Source organism: Pseudarthrobacter sp. TRD_SC_9 (assembly GCF_055361265.1).
The window spans coordinates 1370357-1394479 of the sequence record NZ_CM143956.1 but is presented as its reverse complement, the minus strand read 5'-3'; the positions used below and the strand labels follow the sequence as shown (position 1 = coordinate 1394479).

The window sequence follows — 24123 nt, the reverse complement described above, 5'->3', positions numbered from 1 at the left end:
CACATTTCGTGAATTGCGGGCGGCCCGGTTGCTCAACGGGGAGCCGCACGCAGTGCAAAAAGCGGCGCCGGGGCGGATCAGTTGCTGGCAGCGCGCGCAACGCTCGGCTTCCTGGCTCATTGTTCGGTGGGACTCTTCCTGTCGGATTTATTGCCGGCCGCGCTGGGGCCCGGGTCGGAGGGATCAGTTGCAACCCTACCGCCGGCTTTTGGCCTATGAGCGTAGCCGGAACCGGAACCCTGCCCTTTACCTGCCCGCCGTGCCGCCACGGCCGCGCGGCCGTCCGCCAACAGCGACCTTGGGGAGAACTTCGCCGCCTGCCGGCGCCAGAATCCGAGGCTGCCCGTCATCTCCTTCAGCGAGGAGTCCACAATTGCCCAGTAATCGTTGACTTCCTGTTCGCTGGGCTGGCCGGCGCCGAAAATTGCGGCGTCGGCCCGGTTGGCCAGCAGCGCAGTGTTCGTCTTGGTCTGCGGGAACGCGTCCGCCAGGACTGCCGCACTTTCGCGGCGCGTTGCCCTGTGGTCCACGCCGGCTCCGACGTCAGTGGCGAGGCTCACCACTTCGTTCCAGCCGCCGCCGACGCGCTGGGCCGGATGACCCTCCGCGAACCGGGCCTTACGGCGCCGGGACTTCAGCACGGCGATAAGGATCAGCGGAATGGCCAGGATCACCAACGGAATCATGGCGATGCCGATCGCGGCCAGGAGCGGTCCCCAGAACAGCCAGGGGTTGTCCTTCTTCTCGTCGGCGTCCAAGGCATCAGGTGAAGAGTCCGGCGGTAAGTCAGCTGGCTCCTGCGGCGGGGGAGGTGGCTGCAGCACCTGCGGCTTGGGCTTCGACTTGTTTTCCGGGTCCGGCGGAATAGGCACATTATCCTTAGGCGGCGTCGGGTCAAACTGCACCCAGCCCACACGCTCAAACGCTACTTCAACCCAGGCGTGGACGTTCTTGCCCGTGATGCTGACCTCGCTGGCCCCGTTCTCCGGGCTGGTGGGGTCCGGGTAGAAACCCATCACCACACGGGACGGAATGCCCAGGTGGCGAAGCATCAGGGACATCGCAACGGCGTACTGTTCGTCGTCGCCCAGCATTTGCTTGGCCGTGAGCAGGCTGCGGATCCGGGCGGAGCTGTGTCCGGAAACGCTGGGCAGCTGACCTTCGGAAATGAGGCCGTTGCTGAACGCGCCGGTCTTCTGGAAGTGGGCTTCAATCTGGCGGACCCGGTCGATTGCCGTGGGGGCATCAACGGAAAGGTCGTTGGCCTGCGAACCCACCACCGGGGGGACTTCGAATGCTTCCGGCAGTGACACCTTGGCGAAGTCGTACTGGGTGAGCTGGCCGTGTTCGAGTTTGACCGGGTCCGAAACCTGGACGCTGTAGGAATCGCCCTGGGCCACACCCTGGGTGGTTACTGCGGTGTCCGTCCCGGCATTGAAGTACAGACCGGACGCTGCACGCGAACCGGCGCTGTCAAAGCTGATCCCGGTGGTTTGCCGGCCGCCGGGCAGGAAGTAACCCTGGTAGTCGGCGATGGCGATGTCCAGAGTGTAATCATTCGTGGCCACCACCCCAGAGGCATCCGCGAGGGTGTTCAGTGAATCGGTGTCGCCCACCTTGCTGAAACTGCCGGAACCGTTAGGGTCCATGTTGTAGTTGGTCCCGTCGAAAGCGTCCAGGGCGGCGAGCCTTACACGGGCGTCTTTGGGCAGCCCCTTGACCACGAACAGGGTGTCGTCCTTCTGGTCCTTTACGAACGTGCGGAAACTCGCCAGGGGGGTGATGTAGTCCTTTGGATCGAAGGGCGGTACGACGACGTTGCGGAGCACCTTCCGGTCATCCGCTGCGGTGATCAGAGGTGCTGTCAATGCCGTGACGGCAACGCTGGCGGCGATGACGCCGGCGGCGGTCCCGAGCCTGCGCAGCCGGGCGCGCCGGGCTGCGGCGGTGTCCGCCTGGGGGCTGTTGACGGAGATTTTCCTGGTGTCGCGGCGTCGTAATTCATCACGGCGGAAGGTGGCCCACGCAATGGCCACCACCGTCAGTCCAATGCCGCGCTCAACAGTGAGGAACGAGGCGTTGGTGGAAAAGGCGATGCCGGTGATGAACAGGACCAGCACCGGCAGCAACGGCCAGTACGGGGTCCGCAGCCGCCAGGTGAGAACGCCGGCGACCAGCGCTGTGACCAGCGAACTAAGGAAGGGCACGATCAGGACGCCGCCGGCTGTGCCCACGGGCACACCAACCGTCAGCATGTCCTTCCAGGAGAACACCACACCCAGCAGCAGAATCCGCAGCGAATCCAGGGTGGGCACAAAACCGGCGATGGCCGAATCCGGCACAGCCAGCGCAGTCCCGAGTACAAGGTAGGCGCCCAGGGTCAGGGCGGTGGTGATCAGCAGCCCCAGCCGCAAGTGCGCGTTGACTCCGGCAATAGCCAGGCCCAGCAGGATGCCGCCAAAACCGGAAATGAGGTAGTACGGGTTGCCGCCGAAGCTCAGGCTGAAGCCAAGCACGCCCAGTCCCAGCAGGATCACCAGGACCACGGCGTCCAGCACAATATGCCAGGCAGGACGGCCGTCAGTGAACGGCGACTGCGAGGAGGGCAGGCCCCCTTGCCGGTTGACGCGCCTGGGCCGGAGTCCGGGTGCGGTGCTCATGCTGCTGCCTTTCGAAGAATGATGCCGAGATCGCCCAGGTCGCCCACGGTCAGGACGGTGAGGTCGGCGATGTTGGCCCGGGACGGGGCCGCGCCGGCCTGCACCCGAACGGCAATGGCGCGGACACCGGGAGCCACCGACGCGGCGGCGCTCCTGAGCTGGGTGGGGGTTATCCGCTGGCCCACCACAAAGAAGACCACCGAGGCGTTGGGCACGGCGTCAGCCACGCTGCGGGCGAGGTCGACGGCGGTGCGGCGGTGGGGTGCCCCCACAATCCTCGTCATATCATCCAAGAGGTTTCGGCCGGTTTCGCAGCGCAGTGGCCCCTTCTGGGTGATCACGTCGAGGTCCCGCTGTTCGCGAATGGCCTGCCGGCCGATGGAGGCCGCCACGGAAATGGCCATCTCGAATTCTTGCTCGGAGTCATACTCGTCAGTGTTAATCGAGAGCGAGATGGCGAGGTGCGCGCGGCGGGTTTCCTCGAACTGGCGCACCATCAGCTTGTTGGTCCTGGCTGTGGTCTTCCAGTGGATGTGGCGGCGGTCGTCACCGGGCACATAATCGCGAAGGGCATGGAAGGAGACGTCGGCACTGGAAAGATCCGTGGTGGGCATGCCTTCCAGGTCGCGGATAAAGCCCGCGGCGGAACCGGCCAAGGCAACCGTCCGCGGGTGGACGTAGAGATCCTCCGGTTCGGTCCACAGCACCTGGCGCCGCAGCAAGTGCAACGGGTCCGCCCGTACCGAGCGGACTGGCCCCACCGAGATGACTGCCCGCCGGGCGGTGGGGATGGTGAACAGGTCCTCGTGGACCTGCTGCGGTTTCATCCGGGGCAGGTGGAACAAAGCCGTGGCAGCGCCAACCGGCAGTTCCAGGGCGGCCGGCAGCAGCGGACGGGTGGACGTGTTGGACACGGCGATGCTTCCCACCGCGCTGTCCCCCACGGCGACCCGGGTGCGCGCGAGATCCAGGACGACGCCGTAGGACGAACGGCCCAGGATGAAGCCGATGGCGATGACGAACAACACGAAAGCTGCGACGGCGGCTGCCTTGGCTTCCTGCCAACCGAAGGCCTCCCCCGTGCTCCACAGCAGGATGGACGCCGCCAGCACCGACCAGCCAAGCACGCTGACCACTGAGAGGACAGGCCACACGTAGCGGAGCCACAGTTCCCGGAGCCTCTGCCAGCCCGGCTGCAGAACCAGGCTTAGCGTACTGCTGGCCTCTGCCCAGACTGCCGCCGGATGGAGCCGGGTCTGCCGGCCGTCACGGACGAACGGCCGGCGCAGTTGTGCCCCGAGACGTGAAGCGGCGCCGCCCTGATTGAACGGCTGCCTGGCGCGCTCAGCAAGCCGGGTCAGCAGTGTGCTGCTGGACATGGATGGACCTTCGTTCGTGCTGGCATGGGGACTACGTGGACGTGCGGGTCGGGTCAGGCGGTGGCGCGTTGCTGAGGTGCTGCCACGTCGCGCAGGACGCGTGCCAGGATTACTTCAGGGGTGGCCCCGGAGAACTCTGCTTCCGGATCCATCACGAAGCGGTGTGTCCACACTACGGGCGCCAGTTCCTTCACGTCGTCCGGGAGGACGAAGTTGCGGCCCTGGGCCGCGGCCCAGACCTTGGCGGCCCGGACCATGGCCAGGGCACCACGTACCGAGACACCCAGCCGGCTCTCCGGGGCGTTGCGCGTCTCCTCGGTCAGCCGGGAGATGTATTCGAGCACGGCGGTGTCCACGTGGACCGTTGCCGCGAGGTCTGCCATGTCCGCCACGGCCTGCGTGGTGATTACCGGAGTCAGGTCGCTGGCCCGGTTCTTGAGGTTGGCCCCGCCCAGCAACCTGACAGTGGAGGCGTGGTCCGGGTAGCCGATGGAGGTTTTGATGAGGAAGCGGTCCAGCTGGGCCTCGGGAAGGCGGTAGGTACCGGCCTGCTCAATCGGGTTCTGGGTGGCAAGCACCATGAAGGGCCTGCCGGCCTCGTACGTTACCCCGTCCACGGTCACCCGGGACTCTTCCATGACTTCCAGGAGAGCGGACTGGGTTTTGGGCGAGGCGCGGTTGATTTCGTCTGCGAGGACGATGTTGTTGAAGATCGGCCCCTTGTGGAACTCGAACTTCTGGGTTTTCTGGTCATAGATGGTGACGCCGGTGACGTCGGACGGCAGGAGGTCAGGGGTGAACTGGATCCTGTTATTCGAGCCCTGCACGGTGGCCGCGAGGGCCCGGGCCAGGGAGGTTTTGCCGGTACCGGGAGCGTCCTCGAAGAGGATGTGGCCCTCGGCGAGCATGGCCGTGAACGTCAGGCGGATGACGTGCTCCTTGCCCAGCACCGCCTTGCCCACGTTGGCCACCAGCTTCTCGAAGGTGCCTGCAAACCAGGTGGCCTGCTCGCTTGTCATTGTCATGGCTGATTCCTTAATTTCTGCTGCATTCCATGGGGGGTGTTGTCGGGGTGCGGTCGCCTTGTGCCTAGCACGGTGACTTTCCGGAGGCGAAGTACACAGTGTCTGCACGGACCCAACGATCGTTATAGGCACCGCCCGTTATGTGGTACCAGCCGCTGGTACCCCACGGGCTGCCGCATCTGTCAACCTCTACGGCGGCATCGTAGCGGTTGAGCCACGGATAAGGGGCGTCGTCCCCGCCGCCTGGCTTGCCCCAGCACCTCTTGTTCGAGGTTGAATCGTCGAAGCCGCTGGGTTGACCAGACACGTCAGTGCAGCTGTTCACGGTGCTGCTGTGGACCTTCACCGTGTTCTTGACAGGCGGAGGCGGAGGGTTGCCTGACGTTGAGTTGGCACTGCCCGCCGGGCCGTAGACAACGGTGAAAGCACGAACATCAAGGTTCCGGACCTCGTTGAAGCCTCCCGTATTCACTTCGAACGAATTGCGCTTGCCAACATTTTCCCAACCACCGTTGTTGACACGAACTTCGTAGTGGTCCAGGGCGCGCCCGTTGGTGGCGGGGTTGTTCCATTGCCAGTAAACCATCTTGTCTTCGGGAGAAGACTTTCCACCGCTCACGTTCGGGGCGTTTGGCGGACCGTAGGGGTTGGCTGCGCCGATGGGCTTGGCATCCCCGGCCTGGCCGGTTTTGGTGGAGGTGGCAATGATGTTGACCGTGACGTTGGTGCCATTGGGCAAGCCGTTGATGACGCCCCCGCCCGGGTTGATGGGGCCGCGGGCGCCACTGCTGGTGGTGTAGCTGTACTGGATCTCACCCGCCGTCGAGCCGTTGCGTTGCGCGTCCGTCAGGAGTGTAAAGGACACCTCGAGCTGACCGCTGGTGCCGGTTTCCCGCACACTGCCGCCGTCGACCATCCCCGGTTTTCCGGCTGCCCGGACCGGCGCGGACGGTGCGCTGGTTTCGCTGGTTCCGGCCTTGTTTGTGGCCGAAACCGTAAACGTGTAGTTGGCCTCGGAGTTGTCCACCGTGACGTTCTGGGAGGTGGCGGCAACCTGCTGCGAGGATACAACGGCACCGCCGCGAAGCGTGGTCAGGGTGTAGGCGGAGATGGCGTCGCCGTTGTTGTTGGGCGCCGTCCAGGAAACCCTCATCTGGCTCTCCGGCCCTACCGATGCTGCCGAACTGGCAGACGGTGCTGCAGGCGTCATGGGAGGGCCAGCCGGCACCACGGCCGCCGAGTAGGGACTCCATTCCGAGGGCTCCTTGGCGTCGTTCCTGGCCAGGACGCGTACCTTGTAGGAAACACCGTTCTGCAGCCCCTTCCACACATAACTGGTAGAGGTCAGGTTCTGGACCTGCGCGTTCTGCCCGGCCGGGGCCGGCGAGATCTCAAGGTCGTAGCCCTTGATGGGTGAACCCTTGCTCAGCGGAGCCGTCCAGGTAATAGTGGCCTCCTTGTCGCCAAACTTCGTGGCCGGAGCGAGCGGGGTCTCGGGCTTGACGTCGGGGCGCACCTCCGCAGACGCCGGTGAGCGGTCAGATTCCCCGAAAGCGTTCGTGGCCGTCACCTCAAAGTGGTACTTCGTGTTATTGGTCAGGCCGGCCAGGGTGCAGGTGTTGGCCGGACACGCCTGCTGGAAGCCTGCCTCCCCATACACGGTGTAACCGGTGATGGGCGAGCCGCGGTCTGCGGGCGCCGTCCAGGTGAGCAAGGCTGTCCTGTCCCCGACGCTTTGAGCCTGGGCGGTGCCCGGAGCCAGGGGCTTGTCCTTCACGCTGAGCCGAACGCGGGCTGTGGCCTGGCGCGAGACCTCGCCGGTCTTGTCCTGCACCGTGTAGGCCACGATCATGGAACCGGAGAACCCGCCTGCCGGCGTCACCAGGACGGAATCTCCTGCCACGACTGCCGTGCCCTGACCAGTTTCCACGGTTGCCTCGATGATTTTCAGCGCCGTTTCCGGGAACGGGTTAGTGTCGTTGGCCAGCACGTTGATGGAGGCCTGCTTGCCTGCCGCAGCGTTGTCCTCTACGTCATCGTTTGCCACCGGCATGGGCCGGTCAGAGGCTGTGACGGACAACTGGTAAGTGGCCGTGGCCTCCAGGCCGCGGGGATCCGTTGCCTTGACCTGCACGCTACCGGTGATCCCGGTGGCGGTGCCGGCATCGGTGGAAACCTTGAGCTCCTTGCCGTCCAGGCTGACGTTGAACGAGTTGGTGTTGCCGCCTTCCAGCCGGTACTTCATGTTGGCAATGTCATCCTTGTCAGGATCCTCGGTGAGCCGGGACAGATCCAGGCTTCGGGTCTCGCCCTTGGGCACGGTCAGCCCCGCGCCAAGCAGGGCGGGCGGGTTGTTCTTGTTCGGGTCCGGCAGCACTTTCGTGCGGATACTGAGGGTCGATTTCAGCCCGGCAGGGTCATCGACCGAGGTGCCGTCGGTGACTTCGAAACTGATGGAACCCGGTCCCACATACTCGGCGCCGGCAGTGTATTTCAACGAAGTGGGGCTGGCCAGGGGATCGCTTCCATCGCCGCCGATCAGCTTGATGCGGTCCGCCTGCGTGATCCGCGGCGCGTGTCCGTCGCGTACCTTCACCCATTCGTTCAGGTCGATCGTCACTGACTGGCCGGAAATAAGCTCCAAAACCTCGTCCTTGGCCAAGGTGGGAACCTGCTGGCCCAGACCCGGTACCCAGATGATGGCCGTGGCATTCTGGCCGTCAACGTCTTCGACCGTGTACGGAATCAGCTGTGGCCCTTCCGTCAGTTCCACGATCATGTTGCCGTCGCTGCCCGGGCGGGCAGTGAGGGCTTCGGTGCTGATCTTGAGGTTTTCGCCGACGCCGTCCGGATCCTCGTCGTTCTTCAGCACCGGAACGTCGACCGCGGTCTTGCCCAGGGTCTGGGCCGAGGTGACGCGGTCGTCGCGGGCTATCGGGGCCTGCAGCGGAACAGTGCTGTCCACCACCACCGTAATTGCCGCCTGGGCGGTGGCATCACGGTCATCGGCGATCGTGTACTGAAGGTTCACAGTCCCCTCTTCAGCAGGTGCCCGGAGGATGATCCGCCCGCTGGCCTTACTGACGGTGGCTTCGAGGGAGGCATCGCCGACGATGCCGTCGGTCATGATCCGGATGGGATCGCCGTCGGGATCGGTATCGTTGCCGCTGGCATCGACGGCGATCTGGCGCCCGGGCCGGACCTTAACCTCATCATCGACCGGTGTCGGGTTCTGGTTTATGTCCCCGCGGGGAGCAACACCGACGGTCACGGTGCCGGAGTTCGTTGCCCCTTGCCGGTCAACTACCTTGTAGCGGAACGTGTCAGTGCCGGAGCCGTCGCCGGCCGCGGTGAAGTCAATGAAGTTGCTGCCGACGCTGGCCGTGCCCATGGACGGCGTGCTGTCGATGCCGGTCAGCTGCACAGAGTCACCATCAGGGTCGATGCCGTCCAGCGGCACCGGAATGCGCACCGTTCCGCTGGCCACCACTCGGGCCGTCAGGTTCTTCGGCTGCGGGCGCGAGTTCTCGGCACCTTCCAGCGGAAGGATGTGGATCGTGACGGCGGCCGCACTCTTTTGGCCCTGCGGATCAACAGCGTTGTAGATGGCCCGGACAGTCTTCGGCAGCGGCCCGGCGATGAAGCGGACGGTGTTCTCAGAAACAAACACCTTCCCGTCCACCTCGTCGATGCCCTGCGGGAGGACCGGGTCCACGCTCAGTTCCTGGCCCTGCGGATGGGTGTCGTTCTCCAGGACCGGAATCGTCACGACGTCGCCAACGCGGACATTGACTTCGTCGGGCTTGGGCTGTGGAGCCTCCACCACAGCCGGCGCAGGCACCGGAACCACGGTGACGCTGCCTGTGGCGGACTTGCTGCCGTTGGACATGGTGTATTCGAACAGGAAGGGTTCAGCTGTGGCGCCAAGATCGGTGATTCGGATGACGCTGTGGTCGATCACGCTGATGGAGGTTGTGGAATTTTCCGGTACCTTGACGGACTGGAGCACCAGGACGCCGCCGGCCGGATCGGAATCGTTGGCCAGCGGGTCCAGCAGAACGCTGCCACCCACCGGCATCAGGGCCACGTCGTGCACGGCCACGGGATCGCCGCCGTCCTCGCCGGATTCGACGTCCACCCGGATCAGCCCCTGCGAGCTCTGTGGCCCGTTGCTGGCGATGTACGTCAAGTACATCGGACCGATCGAGGTGCTATTGAACGTAAATGTTCCACCATCGGTCACCGGACCAATCTCGGCCGGACCACTGGCTTCCACCTGGGCCAGGCGGAGGGCACCGCCGTTGGGGTCGACGTCGTTCTTCAGCGGCGAGATCACCAGGTCCTGGCCCACCACAGCCGTGACGTGGTCAGCATTCACCACGGGCGCCAGAGCACCCGGCGGCTGGACATTAATCACCACGGTTCCCGTAACGGTAGTTATGCCGTCCCAGATTGTGACGGTGACGTTCTTCTTGCCCGCCGTGGCTCCGGAGTCCTGGTAGGTGAGCAGGCCGTCACGGCGTACTTTGACCTGGTCCTGTTCGTTGTCCGCCTTGGCATCGAGCAGCACCAAATCGTCGCCGTCGGGGTCCATCCAGTCCGTGAGGATGTTCTGGCTGACTGTTTTGCCCTGCTCCACCAGCAGAGTGGTGGCGTTGCCGCCGCGTTTGAATTGCGGGGGGTGGTTCTCCTCCGGCCCCACCACGTTAAGCGTGACCTGGCCCGCGGCCGAGAGCCCACGGCCATCGTCGGCCGTGTAGCTGAACGTTTCCGTTCCGGCTTTGGCGTCCGCCGGAACGTTGATCTGGAAGGCGGTACCGCCGTAGATGTTCTGGAGCTTGCCACTGGTGGGACCGGAATTCCCGACGGCGGCCGTCAGGACGTCGCCGTCTGGATCGGAATCGTTATCCAGGACGCTGATGATGGTGGTGCGGCCGGGCCGGACGCCCACGCTGTCCGGCTTGGTTTCCGGCGGCCTGTTGGGCTTGGTCCGGTCCGGGAGGACATTGATGGTGTTGTTATCCGCGGATTCCTGATCCTGCTCATCAGATTCATTCTGCGGCGGGATGACGTCTTCCCAGTTGTTCACCAGCTGCATGTTCTGGTTCACCAGCCACACATTCCCGGAATTCACATCATTGAGAACCACCAGGTCCCGGTTAACCCGGAAAACGTACGACGGCGAGGCACTCGCCTTCGGAACGTCAACGTTCTTATCGTCAACATCGTTTTCACAGTCACGCACATACTTGTTCGCCCCGGACCACGCCGCATGCACACACCCGCCCAACTGCACCGGCGCCGCAGGAATACCCTCACCATCAAAAGACACCGTCTTAGCCGTGGAACCGTCCAACGGCTGCTTCAACAACGCCTTCTTCGTAGCCAAAGCCACCGAACCCGACTCCGGGCCGGACTGCTGCAACAAAGCATCCCCGGCATCAGCCAAAGCCAACTCCCGCCCACCCGGCAAAAACAACTTGCCCCGGGCAGCATCAAGCACCACCGGCTTATCCCCCACCACAGCCAACTGGATATCGCCCGCACCCTTAAGCCCGCTCCACGTCGACGATTCCGTTGACACCGCCGCCCCGGCCGCATCAACCTCAGTAACAGTCACCACACCGGACTCAGGATCCGCCGAATAAATCCGGTCATCCACACCAACAGCCGACACCACACCCTCAGAACCCACATACACCGGCTCAGAAGCTTCCTCATCAAAACCATTGATTGTTGACGGGGAAACAGCCCAGACCTTCCCGGAGCCGGTGTCCGTCACGGAGATGACTTCGGTGCCGAAACTCACATCAGAGGACCCCGGCAGCTGTTTATCGCCACCCAGTCGCAGGTTGGCCGCAGACACCTGGTTGAGCGTGGAACCGGCCGTGTCGTCAACCAGGACGTCCAGGCCGTTCTGCAGGACATCAAAAGACGTCGACGCAGGAGTCACCGCACCGTCCAGGACCCGGGACGGGTAGTTGAGGCGGCCCACAGCGTTCCTGGACTTGGAGACGACCCAGACACCGCCGTCGTTCAGCTCCACCTCGGTAGTCTTGAATCCGGGGTACAGCACGGCGCCGGCTACAAGGAATGCGGTGGCCACGCCAAAGGCGGTGCCAGAAACGAGTTTATTGTGGCGCTTTTTCAGCCCAAGCTTCCCCAGCAGTGATGTCACAGCGTTACGAATTCCTCAAAATTGCAGCCGCCGAAGGACAGCCTGTCCAATACCCGGATCCGGGGTCTGTATTCCCGCGATAGCCTATCCGACCCCTGCAGGGTCTGCGATGGGCAGCCCTCCCCACCGTCGGGAGGCCTGGGAGTCATCCTAGCGGAATCAAACATCAATTAGATAAACTCCGGAGGCGACCCAAGACTCAGTCCAGGACCAGGCCCTTACCCCGCCCGCGGGCCAGCAGGACCGGGTGGATTTCGCCAAAGCCGCGGACGTCCTCGGCGGGCTGGGGCATCAGGACGAAGCGCTCATCGTTTTCCAGGGCGCCGGCCGTCATGGAGTCCACCAGGACGGTGCCGGGATTGGCCAGTGAGGTGAGCCGGGCAGCGAGGTTGACTGTAGGACCATATATATCGCCAAGCCTGGACAGGATGCGGCCCCAGACCATGGCCACGCGGGCCTCTGGAAGGATTTCATCCTCGGTAAATGCCTGCGCCAATGCCAGCGAAATCTCGGCGCCCGCTGCCGGTGTTTCTGCAATGTAGAGGACTTCGTCGCCCACCGTTTTCACGAGCCGGCCACCGCCCACCGAGATGATCTCGGCGCACTTGTTCTCGAAGCGCTGCACCAGCCGGGCAAGCGTCTTTTCATTCATTCGGCGCGAAAGGCTGGTGTAGGAGACGAGGTCGGCGAAGCCCACCGCGCGGGCCAACGGCAGCGGGGCGTCATCTTCGTCCCCTTCGCGGCCTTCTTCGCTGGCCTGCAATCCGGCTTCGGCCCGCACCGCAAGGCGCTGGACCCCGGCATTGAGCTGGCGGCGCCACGAGTAAACCAGCATCTCCTCCAGCGCATCGACCAGCGCGGGAAGATCGTTCACCAACTGTTTACGCGCTACGGCGTCTGTTACGCCCTGCTCGTGGACCATGTCCTCGATCAGCGCCTCGATCTGCCACACAACCATGCGGTCGGTCATCTGGCCGATAGCCCGGGTAACGGAAATGGCAGCTTCCTCGGTCAGCTTTTCCGCGCGGACCAGATCCACCACTGTGCTGAGCGCGGCCTGGTCCCGTTCGGTGAAAGCCACGTCCTCGTCGCTGTAATTGGGGAAGCCGAGGGCACGCCAGAGTTTGCGTGCGGACAGCAGCGACAGCCCCGCACCAGCAGCAACTTCACGACGCCGCAGCTTGCGTTCGCCGCCCAAAAGCCGGGTTTCCAGGGCCTTCGCAGCCAGCCGCTCTGCGGAGATTGTGCCGGTTGCGGGCGCTGGTTCCGGAGCGCGCTCGGGAACAACGTCGGCCGTGGGCGCAGCAGGGGGCGCCAAGGGCGTAACTTCCGTGCCGGCGTCGTTCAGGTCCTCACCGCTCATTCTCTCCACCTGCTCTCCCATCCCACGGCTCTGCCCCTTCGGCAGGACTGTTCATCCGTTCAACTTCAATGAATTCCTCTTCCGGAAGGTCATCGATGGCTTCGAGGACGAAATTTCGAAACCGGGCAACCTCCGGCATGTCCGGAAGCTCCAGGCTCCCGCCGTAGCCGGACTCCAAGGATATATTCCCCGAGCGCAATACCCGCTGTAGGAGCGATTGGCTGACCGACACGTTGCGGACCGCGGCAAGGGAAAGCTGCCGGTCGTGCCGCCGCACGGTGCCGGACCGGTGGATGACCCGCCGGCTGGTCAGGATGTAGCGCGTGGCACTCCAGCGCATCAAGCGCGGGAGGCAATAGCCAAGCCAGATCCAGGCACCCAGCACCACACAGGCGGCCACCAGCCAGAACTCCAGTCCGGAAACCACAGGAAGGAGCGCTGCCGCCCCGCCCCTGAGAATCCAGGCCCAGGCAAAGGCAACCAGGGCAGGCGTGAAAATAAAGACGACGGCGGTAACGGTCAGCGCCCGCGGTTGGGGCCGGGTAAGGACAATGACCTGCTCGCCTGCAAGCAGGTCCTTACGCATAACCACTTTCGCCGCCGGCCTCGCGCGACCAGGGGCGGACGTGGACAACATCCCCGGCGGTGACAACGTGCTCGTGCCCGGCCTCATCCACTACCAGCAGCGAGCCGTACGGGTCCAGGCGGGTCGCATGGCCGATAATTTCGTGGTCGCCGGGCAGCTGGGCCCGGACCTGCCGCCCGAGCGTGACCATCACGCTTTCCAGCCGTTTGTGCAACGAAGGTCCACCCGCCAGCCCTGCCGTAGGATCGCCGTCGGCATTGCAGAACGCGCGATAGAGGGCGGCAAAGCGGGAAAGATAACTCTTGAGCAGGTCGGTGCGGTCAGTCGCCCTTGACTGCTCCAGGAGGACCGAGGTGGCGGTGGGCACCGGCAGTTCCGGCTCCGTCAGCGTGACGTTGACTCCCGTTCCCAAAATGACCGCTGGCACGCCAGGTCCGCTCAGGGGCTCCAGCTGCGCAAGGATGCCTGAGATTTTCCGGCCGTGGACCAGGACGTCGTTGGGCCACTTTATCTCGGCCGGCAGCTCCGCGGTTTCCATCAGGGCTTCGCGAAGGGCCAGTGCTGCGACCATCGACAGCCAGGAATAGCTGTGCGTGGGAACCGGCAGCCCCTGGGAATTAACAGGCCGCAGCACCATCGACACGGCAATCGAGCTGCGGGGCGGAGCCTCCCAGTGCCGGGCCAGACGGCCTCGGCCCGAGCTTTGGTGTTCGGCGGTGAGGATGGACAGGTCAGGCCAGGCTTTTGGCTCGACGGTCACGGCACGCAGCAGGTCCTCGTTGGTGGAGCCCGTGGTCTCGACAACGGCGAGGCTGCTGATCCCGTGTGCTGCCAGGAAGTCCGGCGCAGTAAGCGCTGCCCTGTCCAGGGCTGAACGGGCGGGGACAGAACCGGCGGGACCCGAGCCGGCTGTGGTCTCTTCGGGGCCGGGGTTCTGTGCGTCATCCATAACTAGAATCCTAGCGACTCGGCTCAGTCGCGGCGTTAGAGGAAGATGTCCGGTACCAGCTGGTCCTCGGCCGCTCCCAGGCTGTACGGGGCGAAGTCCGTGATGCCGGCGCCCGCGAGAACTTCCTCGTCTGTATAGAATCTGCCGGTTTCGCGCCCGGCGTCGGGCGGTACATGGGCGCCGGTGAGGATGGCATGGGCGGCATCGGCCATGATCTCCGGCCCTCGCGCCGCTTGGACGATTCTGCTGCCGCCGGGCATGTTGCGGATGGCAGCCGTGTCGATCAGGGTGCAGGGCCAGAGTGAGTTAACGCTGAGCGGCTGATCCTTGAATTCCTCCGCCAGGCCCAGCGTGGTCAGGCTCATGCCGTATTTGGCCATGGTGTAGGCGAGGTGTTGGCCGGCCCACTTTGGATCCAGGTTCAGGGGTGGCGAAAGCGTCAGGATCTGCCCGTCGCCGGATGCCAGCAGCGCCGGGAGCGCCAGTTTTGAGAGCAGGAAGGTGCCCCGGACGTTGATGTCCTGCATGAGGTCGTAGCGTTTCATGTCAACGTCAGGAGTGCGGGAGAGGTCAATAGCGGAGGCGTTGTTAATCACGACGTCGATCCGGCCAAACCTGTCAAGGGCTGCGGCAACTGCGGCCGCCACATCGTCGTCGTTCCGGACGTCTCCTACCAGCGGCAGTGCCTGGCCGCCGGCTTCCTCCACTTGTGTGGCCGCGGTGAAGACCGTGCCTTCAAGCTTGGCGTGCGGCTGGCCGGTTTTGGCCAGCATCACGATGTTTGCTCCGTCGCGTGCGGCGCGGAGCGCAATCGCCAGGCCAATCCCCCGGCTGCCGCCGGACATCAGGATGGTGCGGCCCTTGAGCGATCCCTTCGGCCGGTATGGTGTGGCCGTAGACGGGGAAAGGGTACTTCGAGCATCGTTGCTGGCAGTCATAGGCATACTGTAACGGACAAATGTTACTCACGAGTAACATGCTTTCCGGACAGTCGAAAGGGCCGGACGCCACAAAATTGTAGGGTTTCTACAGCGGTCCCGGCACCAAGCGTCATTAGACTAGCCAACAGGCGCGTACCGGAGTTCGGGAGCTTGTACACAAGCTACTTAATCCCGCCGTGAACCACGTTTTCATGCGTGTGTTGCCCCTGAAGAACTGCACTGAACCCGAAACAGAGCCGGAGACCCCTGATGAGCCACGATCTGACCACCACAGCTGGGAAGATTGCCGACTTCCGTGACCGCCAGGCCCGTTCGGAACAGCCATCGGGGCCGGAAGCGATCGAGAAGCAGCATGCCCGGGGGAAGAATACGGCCCGCGAGCGGATTGCCCTGCTGCTCGACGAAGGCTCGTTCGTGGAGTTTGATGCCCTGGCTGTGCACCGTTCCACAGCATTCGGCATGGAAAAGAAGAAGCCTCTGGGTGATGGCCTGGTCTCCGGCTACGGCACCGTGGACGGCCGGCCGGTTGCCGTCTACAGCCAGGACTTCTCCGTCTACGGCGGCTCACTGAGCCAGGTCAACGGCGAAAAAATCGTGAAAGTACAGGAGTTCGCGCTCCGTAACGGTTGCCCCGTGGTGGGCATCCTGGACGGTGGCGGCGCCCGCATCCAGGAAGGCGTGGCATCGCTGGCCATGTTCGCGGACATTTTCCGCAACAACGTCCACGCCTCCGGAGTGGTCCCGCAGATCTCGGTGATCATGGGCCCCTCTGCCGGCGGCGCCGCCTACTCCCCTGCCTTGACTGACTATGTGGTGATGGTGGACAAGACCTCACACATGTTCATCACCGGCCCGGACGTCATCAGGACCGTTACGGGCGAGGACGTGGATATGGAAACCCTGGGCGGTGCACGGCAGCACAACGCCACCACGGGAACGTCCACCTATCTGGCGGCCGATGAGGCTGACGCCCTGGATTTTGTCCGCGAACTCCTGGATTTCCTGCCCTCCAACAACCTCTCCGAGCCGCCGGTCACCGAACATGACCAGGAACTGGAGATCGACGAAGACGACCTCGCCCTCGACGCGCTCATCCCGGACTCCGCCAACCAGCCCTATGACATGCGCACGCTGATCGGACAGCTGGTGGACGATGCCCATTTCCTTGAGATGCAGTCCCTGTACGCCCCGAACGTGATCATCGGTTACGGCCGGATCGAGGGTCACACCGTTGGTATCGTCGCCAACCAGCCCCTGCAGTTCGCCGGCACCCTTGATATTGCGGCGTCCGAAAAGGCCGCCCGCTTTGTGCGGAACTGCGATGCCTTCAACATCCCGATCATCACCCTGGTGGACGTCCCCGGCTTCCTGCCCGGCAAGGACCAGGAATTCCAGGGCATCATCCGGCGCGGCGCCAAGCTCCTTTATGCCTACGCCGAGGCCACCGTCCCCAAGCTCACCGTCATCACCCGCAAGGCCTACGGCGGAGCCTACATTGTGATGGGTTCCAAGAAGCTGGGCGCAGACCTGAACCTGGCCTGGCCCACTGCCCAGATCGGCGTGATGGGCGCCCAGGGAGCTGTGAACATCCTGTACCGCCGCGATCTCGCAGCAGTCGCCGAAGCGGGCGGGGACGTCGAGGCCCGCCGTGCAGAAGTGATCAAGCAGTACGAAGAAGAGCTGCTCAACCCGTACCAGGCAGCCGAGCTTGGCTACGTCGACGCAGTGATCGCCCCTTCAGAAACCCGGCCGCAGATCATCCGCGGACTGCGGGTACTGCGTGACAAACGCGCGTCGCTGCCCACCAAAAAGCATGGGAACATCCCGCTGTGACGTCCCGGAAACCGGTGGTTGAGCCTGTCGAAACTGAGCCTGTCGAAGCCATCGAAACCGCCGAAAGCCCGGCCGTCCTCTCGGTGGTCAAGGGAAATCCCACGCCCGAGGAACTCGCGGCGCTCACCGCCGTCGTGCTTTCCCTGCCGGGCACGGCAGCGGAGGCACCATTGCGTCCCACTACCCGGCACTGGGTGCGTCGCCAGCAGCTGCGGCTCCCGCCCACGCCCGGTCCGGGAGCATGGCGGCGCAGCCGCGGCTGAGTCCCACCGCTTCCCCGGCTCCGGGCGTGGCGGGCCTGCACAGGGGGATGCACCGCCATTAGTCTCGTTTTATGACTAACCCTGCTGCACCTGTTGCGCGCCCTCGGACACCCATCGACGCTGTCGCGGACCAATATACGGACACGCTGATCAGGCTCAATCCGAGCTTCGCCACGGAGCTGGGTATTCCCGGCCGTGAAACCGAGTACCCAGATTACTCCCCCGCCGGAATTGCAGAACTGGCCAACGAGGCCCGGAAGACCCTCGCCGAACTGGACGGCCTGGCGCCGGCTGACGACGTTGACGCCGTTACCCTGGACGCCATGGGCGAGCGGCTGGGGCTCCTGCTGGAAATCCACCAATCCGGTTGGGATGCCGCCGACCTGAATAACATCGCCTCCCCCGCCCAGGAAATCCGCGCCATCTTCGACCTGATGCCAACGGAGACGCCGGAACACTGGGAGCACATCGCCGGCCGTGCCCACAACGTGCCCGCCGCACTGGCCGGGTACATCGAAGCCCTGCGTTCCGGCAAGGAGGCCGGGCGGGTATCCGCCGCGCGCCAGGTGGAAACTGTCATCGAACAAACCACCAAGTACGCGGCTGAAGACGGCTTCTTCGCCAAGCTCGCCGCCGAAGCCCGAATCTCCGGCCAGGCGGTGCCTTCCGTTCTGCAGGAAACTCTCGACGCCGGGGCTGCCGCTGCCCGGAGTGCCTACGCGGACTTTGCCGCATTCCTTCGTGACGAACTCCTGCCGGTAGCCCCGACCAAGGACGCAGTGGGCCGCGATCGTTATGCACTGGCGTCACGGAACTTCCTCGGTGCAACGGTGGACCTGGAGGAAACCTATGCCTGGGGCGTGCAGGAGCTGCAGCGCCTGATCGACGAGCAGCAGACCGTGGCAGAAGCCATCCAGCCGGGAGCCACCGTCGCCGAGGCAAAAGAAATCCTGAACAACGATCCCGCCCGCCAGCTCAAAGGCACGGCTGCACTCCAGGCCTGGATGCAGGAGCTCTCCGACAAAGCCGTCGCCGAACTGGCAGGCGTGCACTTCGACATCCCCGAACCAATGCAAACCCTTGAGTGCCGAATTGCCCCCACCGACGAGGGCGGCATCTACTACACAGGCCCCTCCGACGACTTCAGCGGGCCCGGCCGGATGTGGTGGTCAGTCCCCGCCGGCGAAGACACCTTCACCACGTGGGCCGAGACCACCACGGTCTACCACGAAGGCGTTCCCGGCCACCACCTCCAGGTCGGAACAGCCACCTATCGCAGGGAACTGCTGAACAAGTGGCGCCGCAACGTCTGCTGGACCTCCGGGCACGGCGAAGGCTGGGCGCTCTACGCCGAAAAACTCATGCAGGAACTGGGCTACCTGTCCGATCCCGGCGACCACATGGGCATGCTGGACATGCAGCGGATGCGTGCCGCCCGGGTTGTCTTCGACATTGGCGTACACCTGGAACTGGAAGTTCCCTCAGCCTGGGGTACCGGAACCTGGACGCCCGAAAAAGGCTATGAATTCCTCCGCGCCAACCTGCCCATCAGCGACGGCCAGCTCAAGTTCGAATTCACCCGCTACCTCGGCTGGCCAGGCCAGGCCCCCTCCTACAAGATCGGCCAGCGGCTCTGGGAAGAAATACGCGCCGAGCTCGAATCCCGCCCCGGCTTCAACCTCAAGGACTTTCACACCCGGGCGTTGAACATAGGGTCCGTAGGCCTCGATACCCTCCGCCGGGCGTTGCTTTAGCCCTCTCTGCCTTCCGGTGCGTCTGGAGGACGGACGCCCTCGGCATGCTGCTCCCCACCGGCACCCTAGCTTCGCAAGCTCAGCCAGGGAACCCTGCCGGCGTGGGCCCACTTCGTCGCTTTGACGCATGCTGCCGGGCGCCCGTCCTCCAGACCAAAGGGCAGCGAGACTTTTAACACACCCGCGCTGGGAATATCTTCATAAAAGTGGCTTGGGGTGGCGGGTTTGCTGGTGTTTCGTCGCTTGAGGGGGCTTGGGCCGCGTAATATTTCTCAACGTTCGTTCGTGATGGTATGGCGGTTGGACCTAGCGTATTCGAGTGAGCACTTCAACCAGCACCCCTAAAAAATCGGGAACGTCCGGCTTCCAGTTGCCCAAGTGGGCAGGATCCTTTGGCGTCCAAATCATCGCTGCCCTTATTGTTGGCCTGGCCCTGGGCCTTTTGGCCAAGTACACCGGCAGCACCAAAGACGATCCCAACGCCCTTGGTGCCACGCTGCAGACCATCGGTTCCAGTTATGTCGCGCTGCTGCAGACCGCCGTCGTGCCCTTGATCTTCACGGCCGTTGTCAGCTCCATCTCCAACCTGCGCGAAGTCTCCAATGCCGCACGCCTGGCCTGGAACACCCTGCTCTGGTTTGCCATCACCTCCCTGATCGCTGTGCTGATCGGCATCGGACTGGGCGTACTGCTCCAGCCCGGCGCCAACACCGGCATTACCGGCGAAGGAGAGGAACCCGGCAAGGTGGGCAGCTGGTGGGCCTTCCTCACCGGCCTGTTCCCGAAGAATTTCCTGGGCCTGGGCGCAAGCACCACGGTCGCCGAAACCGGCGCTACCACCTCGGTCAGCTTTAACGTCCTGCAGATCCTGGTCATCGCTATCGCCGTAGGCATTGCCGCCCTCAAGGTAGGCAAGGCGGCCGAGCCGTTCCTGAACTTCACCGCTTCGGCCCTGGCCGTCATCCAGAAGGTCCTGTGGTGGATCATCAGGATCGCCCCGCTGGGTACCGTCGGCCTGATCGGCAATGCGGTGGCCGTCTACGGTTGGGACACCATAGGTTCGCTGGGTAAATTTGCCATTGCCATCTACGTTGGCCTGGCCCTGGTGCTGTTCGTGGTCTACCCCATCCTGGTGCGCAGCCACGGACTGTCCGTCAAGCAGTACTTCACCGGGGTCTGGCCCGCGGTGCAGCTGGCCTTCGTCTCGCGTTCCTCGATCGGAACCCTGCCGTTGACCCAGCGGGTCACCGAGCGCTCACTGGGCGTGCCGCGTGCCTACGCATCCTTTGCTGTACCGCTCGGTGCTACCACCAAGATGGACGGCTGCGCTGCGATTTACCCGGCGATCGCCGCCATCTTCGTAGCCCAGTTCTTCGGTGTACAGCTGGACTTCACCCAGTATCTATTGATCGCACTGGTGTCCGTCCTCGGTTCAGCTGCTACTGCCGGCACCACTGGCGCCGTGGTGATGCTCACGCTCACGCTCTCCACGCTGGGGCTGCCGCTGGCCGGCGTCGGACTCCTGCTCGCCATCGATCCCATCCTGGACATGGGCCGCACCGCGGTCAACGTTGCCGGCCAGGCATTGGTGCCCACGATTGTGGCCAAGCGCCAGGGAATCCTGGACGAGGACCTCTACAACGCTCCGCGCAATGGCACTCCGTTCGCGGATGACGAGGCCGGCTCTGCAGAGCCGGTTGCTCCTTCCACAGCGGAACGTGAATTGGCTGACGCCAAGGCATAACCTAGAAGCCTGCTCCACAAAGGAGGTCCCCGGAATTTTCCGGGGACCTCCTTTGTGTGTAGCGGTGCTGCCGATTAAGCCGGCTTCCACCGATGTGGTAACAGCGTCAGCCTCCACCTGCGTCAACGTGGTGCCGTCAACGCCGGCCAGAACTTGCGCATAGTGCAAACTTGCACATAGTGTAATCAAGTGAACTCCTCCAGCGAACTGACAGCTGCATCGCCGGTACTTTCCCGTCGTGAACTCAACAAGGCTGCTACCCGCGAGGCGATCGCAACGGCGGCGCTGCAACTCCTCCGTAGCAAGGGCTACGGCAATTTCACCGTGGAGGATATCGCTGACGCCGCGGGCATCTCCCGGCGCACGTTCTTCAACTACTTCAACGGCATCGATGCGGTGCTGGCGTCAGTAGCCGACGGATTCCTGGACAACGTCCTGATCCGGTTCCGCCTCCGGCCCACCGACGAACCGATTCTGGAATCAGCCCGAGCCGCCCTGGCCGAGCTCGCCGACCCCATGACGGTGGCACCGATTGCGGAACTCCACAGCCTGGCGCAGTGCAGCCCGGGGATCTTCCGGTCGGAGCTTGAGGCCTGGGACACCTGCACGGTCCAGATCATCGAGGCGGTCCAGGAGCGCCTGGCCAAATCCGGAGCCGACGTCGACGACCTTTACGTGCGTGCCCTGGCCAGCTCGGTGATGGGCTGCGGCAAGGCTGCCGTGGACAGCTGGTTCGCCCGATGCGGCGCGGACCTGTCCCCCGAATCGCTGGCCACCCTGCGTTCACTCCTGATCGACTCCATGAGCCTGTTGGCCGATGGATTCACCACCTACCCCGCGGCCGGCAACAACCCGGCATCCGCGCCAGGTATCTGACCTACTACCCTCCTTCGCCACCTTCCTGACAGAACGGCTCTGACATGGCACTCCTGCTTTACCGACTTGGCAAATTCTCCTACCGTCGCCGCTGGCTGGTTATTTCACTGTGGCTGGCCATCCTGGTGGCCGTGGGCGGATCCGCCGCGGCCTTCCACGGCACCATGTCCAACAACTTCCAGATCCCGGGTACCGAAACCCAGCAGATGGCGGACAAGCTGAAAGCCGAGCTCCCCTCCGCTTCCGGCGGTTCCGCCAGCATCGTCTTCGAAGCACCCGACGGCGGATTCACGGCCGAGAGCCGCTCCGCCGTCGCCGATGCCCTGACCGAGCTGGAAGCCCTCCCGGACGTCCGGGGCACCGTCAATCCGTTCACCACCCAGGAACAGCTGGACGGCGCGGCGAAGACCATCGCAGACGGCAAGGCACAGATTGATGCAGGCCAGGCGGAGCTCGACGCCGCAAAGGCCCAGCTCGACGCCGGGGCGGCCCAGCTGGCAGCGGCAGAACAGCAAATGGCCGCCGCAGGCCTTCCAGCTGCCGCAATTGAAGCCCAGCTTGGTGAACAGAAGGCAACGTTGGCTGCCGGTCAGGAACAGCACCAGGCCGGAGCAGCCGAGCTTGAGGCAGCGAAGGCCAAACTGGAGCTGGGCCAGCGCCAGGCGGAAGCCAGCGAAGGACTGCGCTTTGTGTCCGAGGACGGCAAGGCAGCCATCGCCCAGGTCCAGTTCAACACCTCGATCAACGGCCTCACGCCGGAAGTCCGTGGCGAAGTCCAGGACATCGCGCACAACGCTTCAAGCGCCGGCGTCACCGCTTTCGCCAGCAAGGAAATCACCGAGGACATCTCCGAACTCTTCGGTGCAGCGGAAATCATCGGCATCGCCATCGCTGCGCTGGTGCTGATCATCATGCTCGGCACCCTCATCGCCGCCGGCCTGCCGCTGTTGATGGCCGTGATGGGTGTCGCCGTTGGGGTAGGCGCCACCTTCGCCCTTTCCGGGGCTGTCGAGATGAGCTCAATCTCCCCCATGCTGGCCCTCATGCTGGGGCTGGCCGTGGGCATCGACTACTCGCTGTTCATCGTCAACCGGCACCGGACGCAGGTCCTGGCCGGTATGGATGCGGAGGAGTCGGTGGCACGTGCAACCGGCACGTCCGGCAACGCTGTCCTCTTCGCCGGCCTGACGGTCATCATCGCGCTGGCGGCCCTGGTGGTCCCCGGCCTGCCCTTCCTCGCCGTCATGGGACTGTCGGCCGCCGCTACAGTGGCGGTGGCGGTTGCCGTGGCGCTCACGCTGACCCCGGCCGTCCTGGCCCTTGTTGGCCGGAGGATCGTCTCCAAACGTGCCTGGGCCAAGGCAGCTGCGCACAACGCCGAGCCAGGTCATGAGGAAGAAGACGAAGCCAAGGATGAAGCGTTGAGCACCCGCGGTTGGGGTGGAATCGTCACCCGGCACCCCGTGATGGCCCTCGTTGCCGGAGTGGTCCTGCTGGTCACCATGGCGCTGCCGGCCACCCAACTCCGGTTGGCCCTTCCGGACGGCGGTTCAGAACCCGTGGACTCTGAGGCCTACCAGGCGTACGACCTCACCGCCCGCAGCTTCGGCGAAGGCATGACCGGACCCATCGTGGTGGTGGGCGAATTCCCCGAAGGCCTGGACGAAACGGGGGCGCAGAACCTGCAGTACGACGTCGCGGACCTGCTCCGCGGGCTGGACAACGTTGTTGCCGCCGCCCCCGTCGCCCTGAGCGATGACCGCCGCACGGCAGTCTTCCAGGTGATCCCCAGCGAAGGCGCGGCCAGCGAAAACACTGTCCAGGTAGTTGCCGAACTGCGGGAACGCAACGCTGAAATCGAAGAGCAGACGGGCGTCCACATCGGCCTGACCGGGCAGACGGCCGGCAACATCGACGTCTCCACGAAGCTCGCCGACGCCCTCCCGCCCTACCTGCTGATCGTCGTCGGACTTTCCCTGGTCCTGCTCCTGCTGGTGTTCCGCTCCATCGTGGTGCCGCTCCTGGCTACCGGAGGCTTCCTGCTCTCGCTGGCCGCGGCGTTCGGCGGCGTGGTGGCTGTGTACCAGTGGGGCTGGCTGGGCGGTGTGTTCGACGTCGCCAATCCCGGCGCCGTGCTCAGCTTCCTGCCCATCATCGTGATCGGCGTGCTGTTCGGCCTTGCCATGGACTACCAGGTGTTTATCGCGTCCGGGATGCGGGAGGCCTACGTCCACGGGCAGTCGGCCAAACACGCAGTGCAGCTGGGCTTCCGGCATGCCGCCGCCGTGGTGACCGCTGCTGCAATCATCATGGTGAGCGTTTTCGCCGGCTTCATCTTCAGCCACCTCACCATGGTCCGGCCACTGGGTTTCGCCATGGCGTTCGGGGTGCTGCTTGATGCCTTCGTGGTGCGGATGACCATCGTCCCGGCCGTCATGTACCTGCTGGATAAGAAGGTCTGGTGGCTGCCGGGGTGGCTGGAGCGGATCCTGCCGGATGTGGACGTGGAGGGAGCCCGGCTCAGCCGGGAGCAGGTTCCCGCGGATTCCCAGCCCCAACCGGTCCACTAGGC

General features: G+C 64.3%; 14 protein-coding genes. 6 read left to right on the top strand and 8 right to left on the bottom strand.

The genetic code is table 11. From position 1 onward, the window contains the following. Window positions 1–116: 116 nt before the first annotated feature. The 8 genes from ACWA13_RS06550 to ACWA13_RS06515 all read right to left on the bottom strand — a co-directional run bounded on the left by ACWA13_RS06550 (window position 117) and on the right by ACWA13_RS06515 (window position 15078). On the bottom strand, window positions 117–2660 hold the full coding sequence (locus ACWA13_RS06550) for a transglutaminase TgpA family protein (protein ID WP_463937341.1): 2544 nt from the start codon (window positions 2658–2660) through the stop codon (window positions 117–119). Next, on the bottom strand, window positions 2657–4039 hold the full coding sequence (locus tag ACWA13_RS06545) for a DUF58 domain-containing protein (RefSeq protein WP_463937340.1): 1383 nt from the start codon (window positions 4037–4039) through the stop codon (window positions 2657–2659). Before ACWA13_RS06545 ends, ACWA13_RS06550 begins: the two co-directional genes overlap by 4 nt. 53 nt (window positions 4040–4092) lie before the next feature. Continuing rightward, window positions 4093–5064, bottom strand: coding sequence for an AAA family ATPase (locus tag ACWA13_RS06540; protein ID WP_463937339.1), 972 nt, complete (start codon window positions 5062–5064; stop codon window positions 4093–4095). Between the two features lie 64 nt (window positions 5065–5128). Further along, window positions 5129–11242, bottom strand: a complete 6114-nt coding sequence (locus ACWA13_RS06535; RefSeq protein ID WP_463937338.1) for an Ig-like domain-containing protein — start codon at window positions 11240–11242, stop codon at window positions 5129–5131. A gap of 199 nt (window positions 11243–11441) precedes the next feature. After that, complete coding sequence (locus tag ACWA13_RS06530) at window positions 11442–12605, bottom strand: adenylate/guanylate cyclase domain-containing protein (protein WP_463937337.1); 1164 nt, start codon at window positions 12603–12605, stop codon at window positions 11442–11444. Then, on the bottom strand, window positions 12595–13191 hold the full coding sequence (locus ACWA13_RS06525; protein WP_463937336.1) for a PH domain-containing protein: 597 nt from the start codon (window positions 13189–13191) through the stop codon (window positions 12595–12597). Before ACWA13_RS06525 ends, ACWA13_RS06530 begins: the two co-directional genes overlap by 11 nt. After that, window positions 13184–14140, bottom strand: coding sequence for a biotin--[acetyl-CoA-carboxylase] ligase (locus ACWA13_RS06520; RefSeq protein ID WP_463937335.1), 957 nt, complete (start codon window positions 14138–14140; stop codon window positions 13184–13186). The genes ACWA13_RS06525 and ACWA13_RS06520 overlap by 8 nt, the downstream gene beginning before the upstream one ends. A gap of 35 nt (window positions 14141–14175) precedes the next feature. After that, window positions 14176–15078, bottom strand: a complete 903-nt coding sequence (locus ACWA13_RS06515) for an SDR family oxidoreductase (protein ID WP_463937334.1) — start codon at window positions 15076–15078, stop codon at window positions 14176–14178. A gap of 252 nt (window positions 15079–15330) precedes the next feature. Between ACWA13_RS06515 and ACWA13_RS06510 the strand changes: the two genes are divergently transcribed. From ACWA13_RS06510 to ACWA13_RS06485, 6 genes are all read left to right on the top strand, one after another. After that, window positions 15331–16914, top strand: coding sequence for an acyl-CoA carboxylase subunit beta (locus ACWA13_RS06510; RefSeq protein WP_463937333.1), 1584 nt, complete (start codon window positions 15331–15333; stop codon window positions 16912–16914). Beyond that, a complete protein-coding gene (locus tag ACWA13_RS06505) occupies window positions 16911–17177 on the top strand; it encodes an acyl-CoA carboxylase subunit epsilon (protein ID WP_463937332.1) in 267 nt (88 codons plus the stop codon). The genes ACWA13_RS06510 and ACWA13_RS06505 overlap by 4 nt, the downstream gene beginning before the upstream one ends. A gap of 71 nt (window positions 17178–17248) precedes the next feature. After that, on the top strand, window positions 17249–18931 hold the full coding sequence (locus ACWA13_RS06500; protein ID WP_463937331.1) for a DUF885 domain-containing protein: 1683 nt from the start codon (window positions 17249–17251) through the stop codon (window positions 18929–18931). 319 nt (window positions 18932–19250) lie between these two features. Next, a complete protein-coding gene (locus tag ACWA13_RS06495) occupies window positions 19251–20675 on the top strand; it encodes a dicarboxylate/amino acid:cation symporter (RefSeq protein ID WP_463937330.1) in 1425 nt (474 codons plus the stop codon). Between the two features lie 189 nt (window positions 20676–20864). Then, window positions 20865–21551 (top strand): TetR/AcrR family transcriptional regulator, encoded by a 687-nt coding sequence (locus ACWA13_RS06490; protein ID WP_463937328.1) that lies wholly within the window; start codon window positions 20865–20867, stop codon window positions 21549–21551. Between the two features lie 44 nt (window positions 21552–21595). Further along, on the top strand, window positions 21596–24121 hold the full coding sequence (locus ACWA13_RS06485) for an MMPL family transporter (RefSeq protein WP_463937327.1): 2526 nt from the start codon (window positions 21596–21598) through the stop codon (window positions 24119–24121). Window positions 24122–24123: the final 2 nt, after the last annotated feature.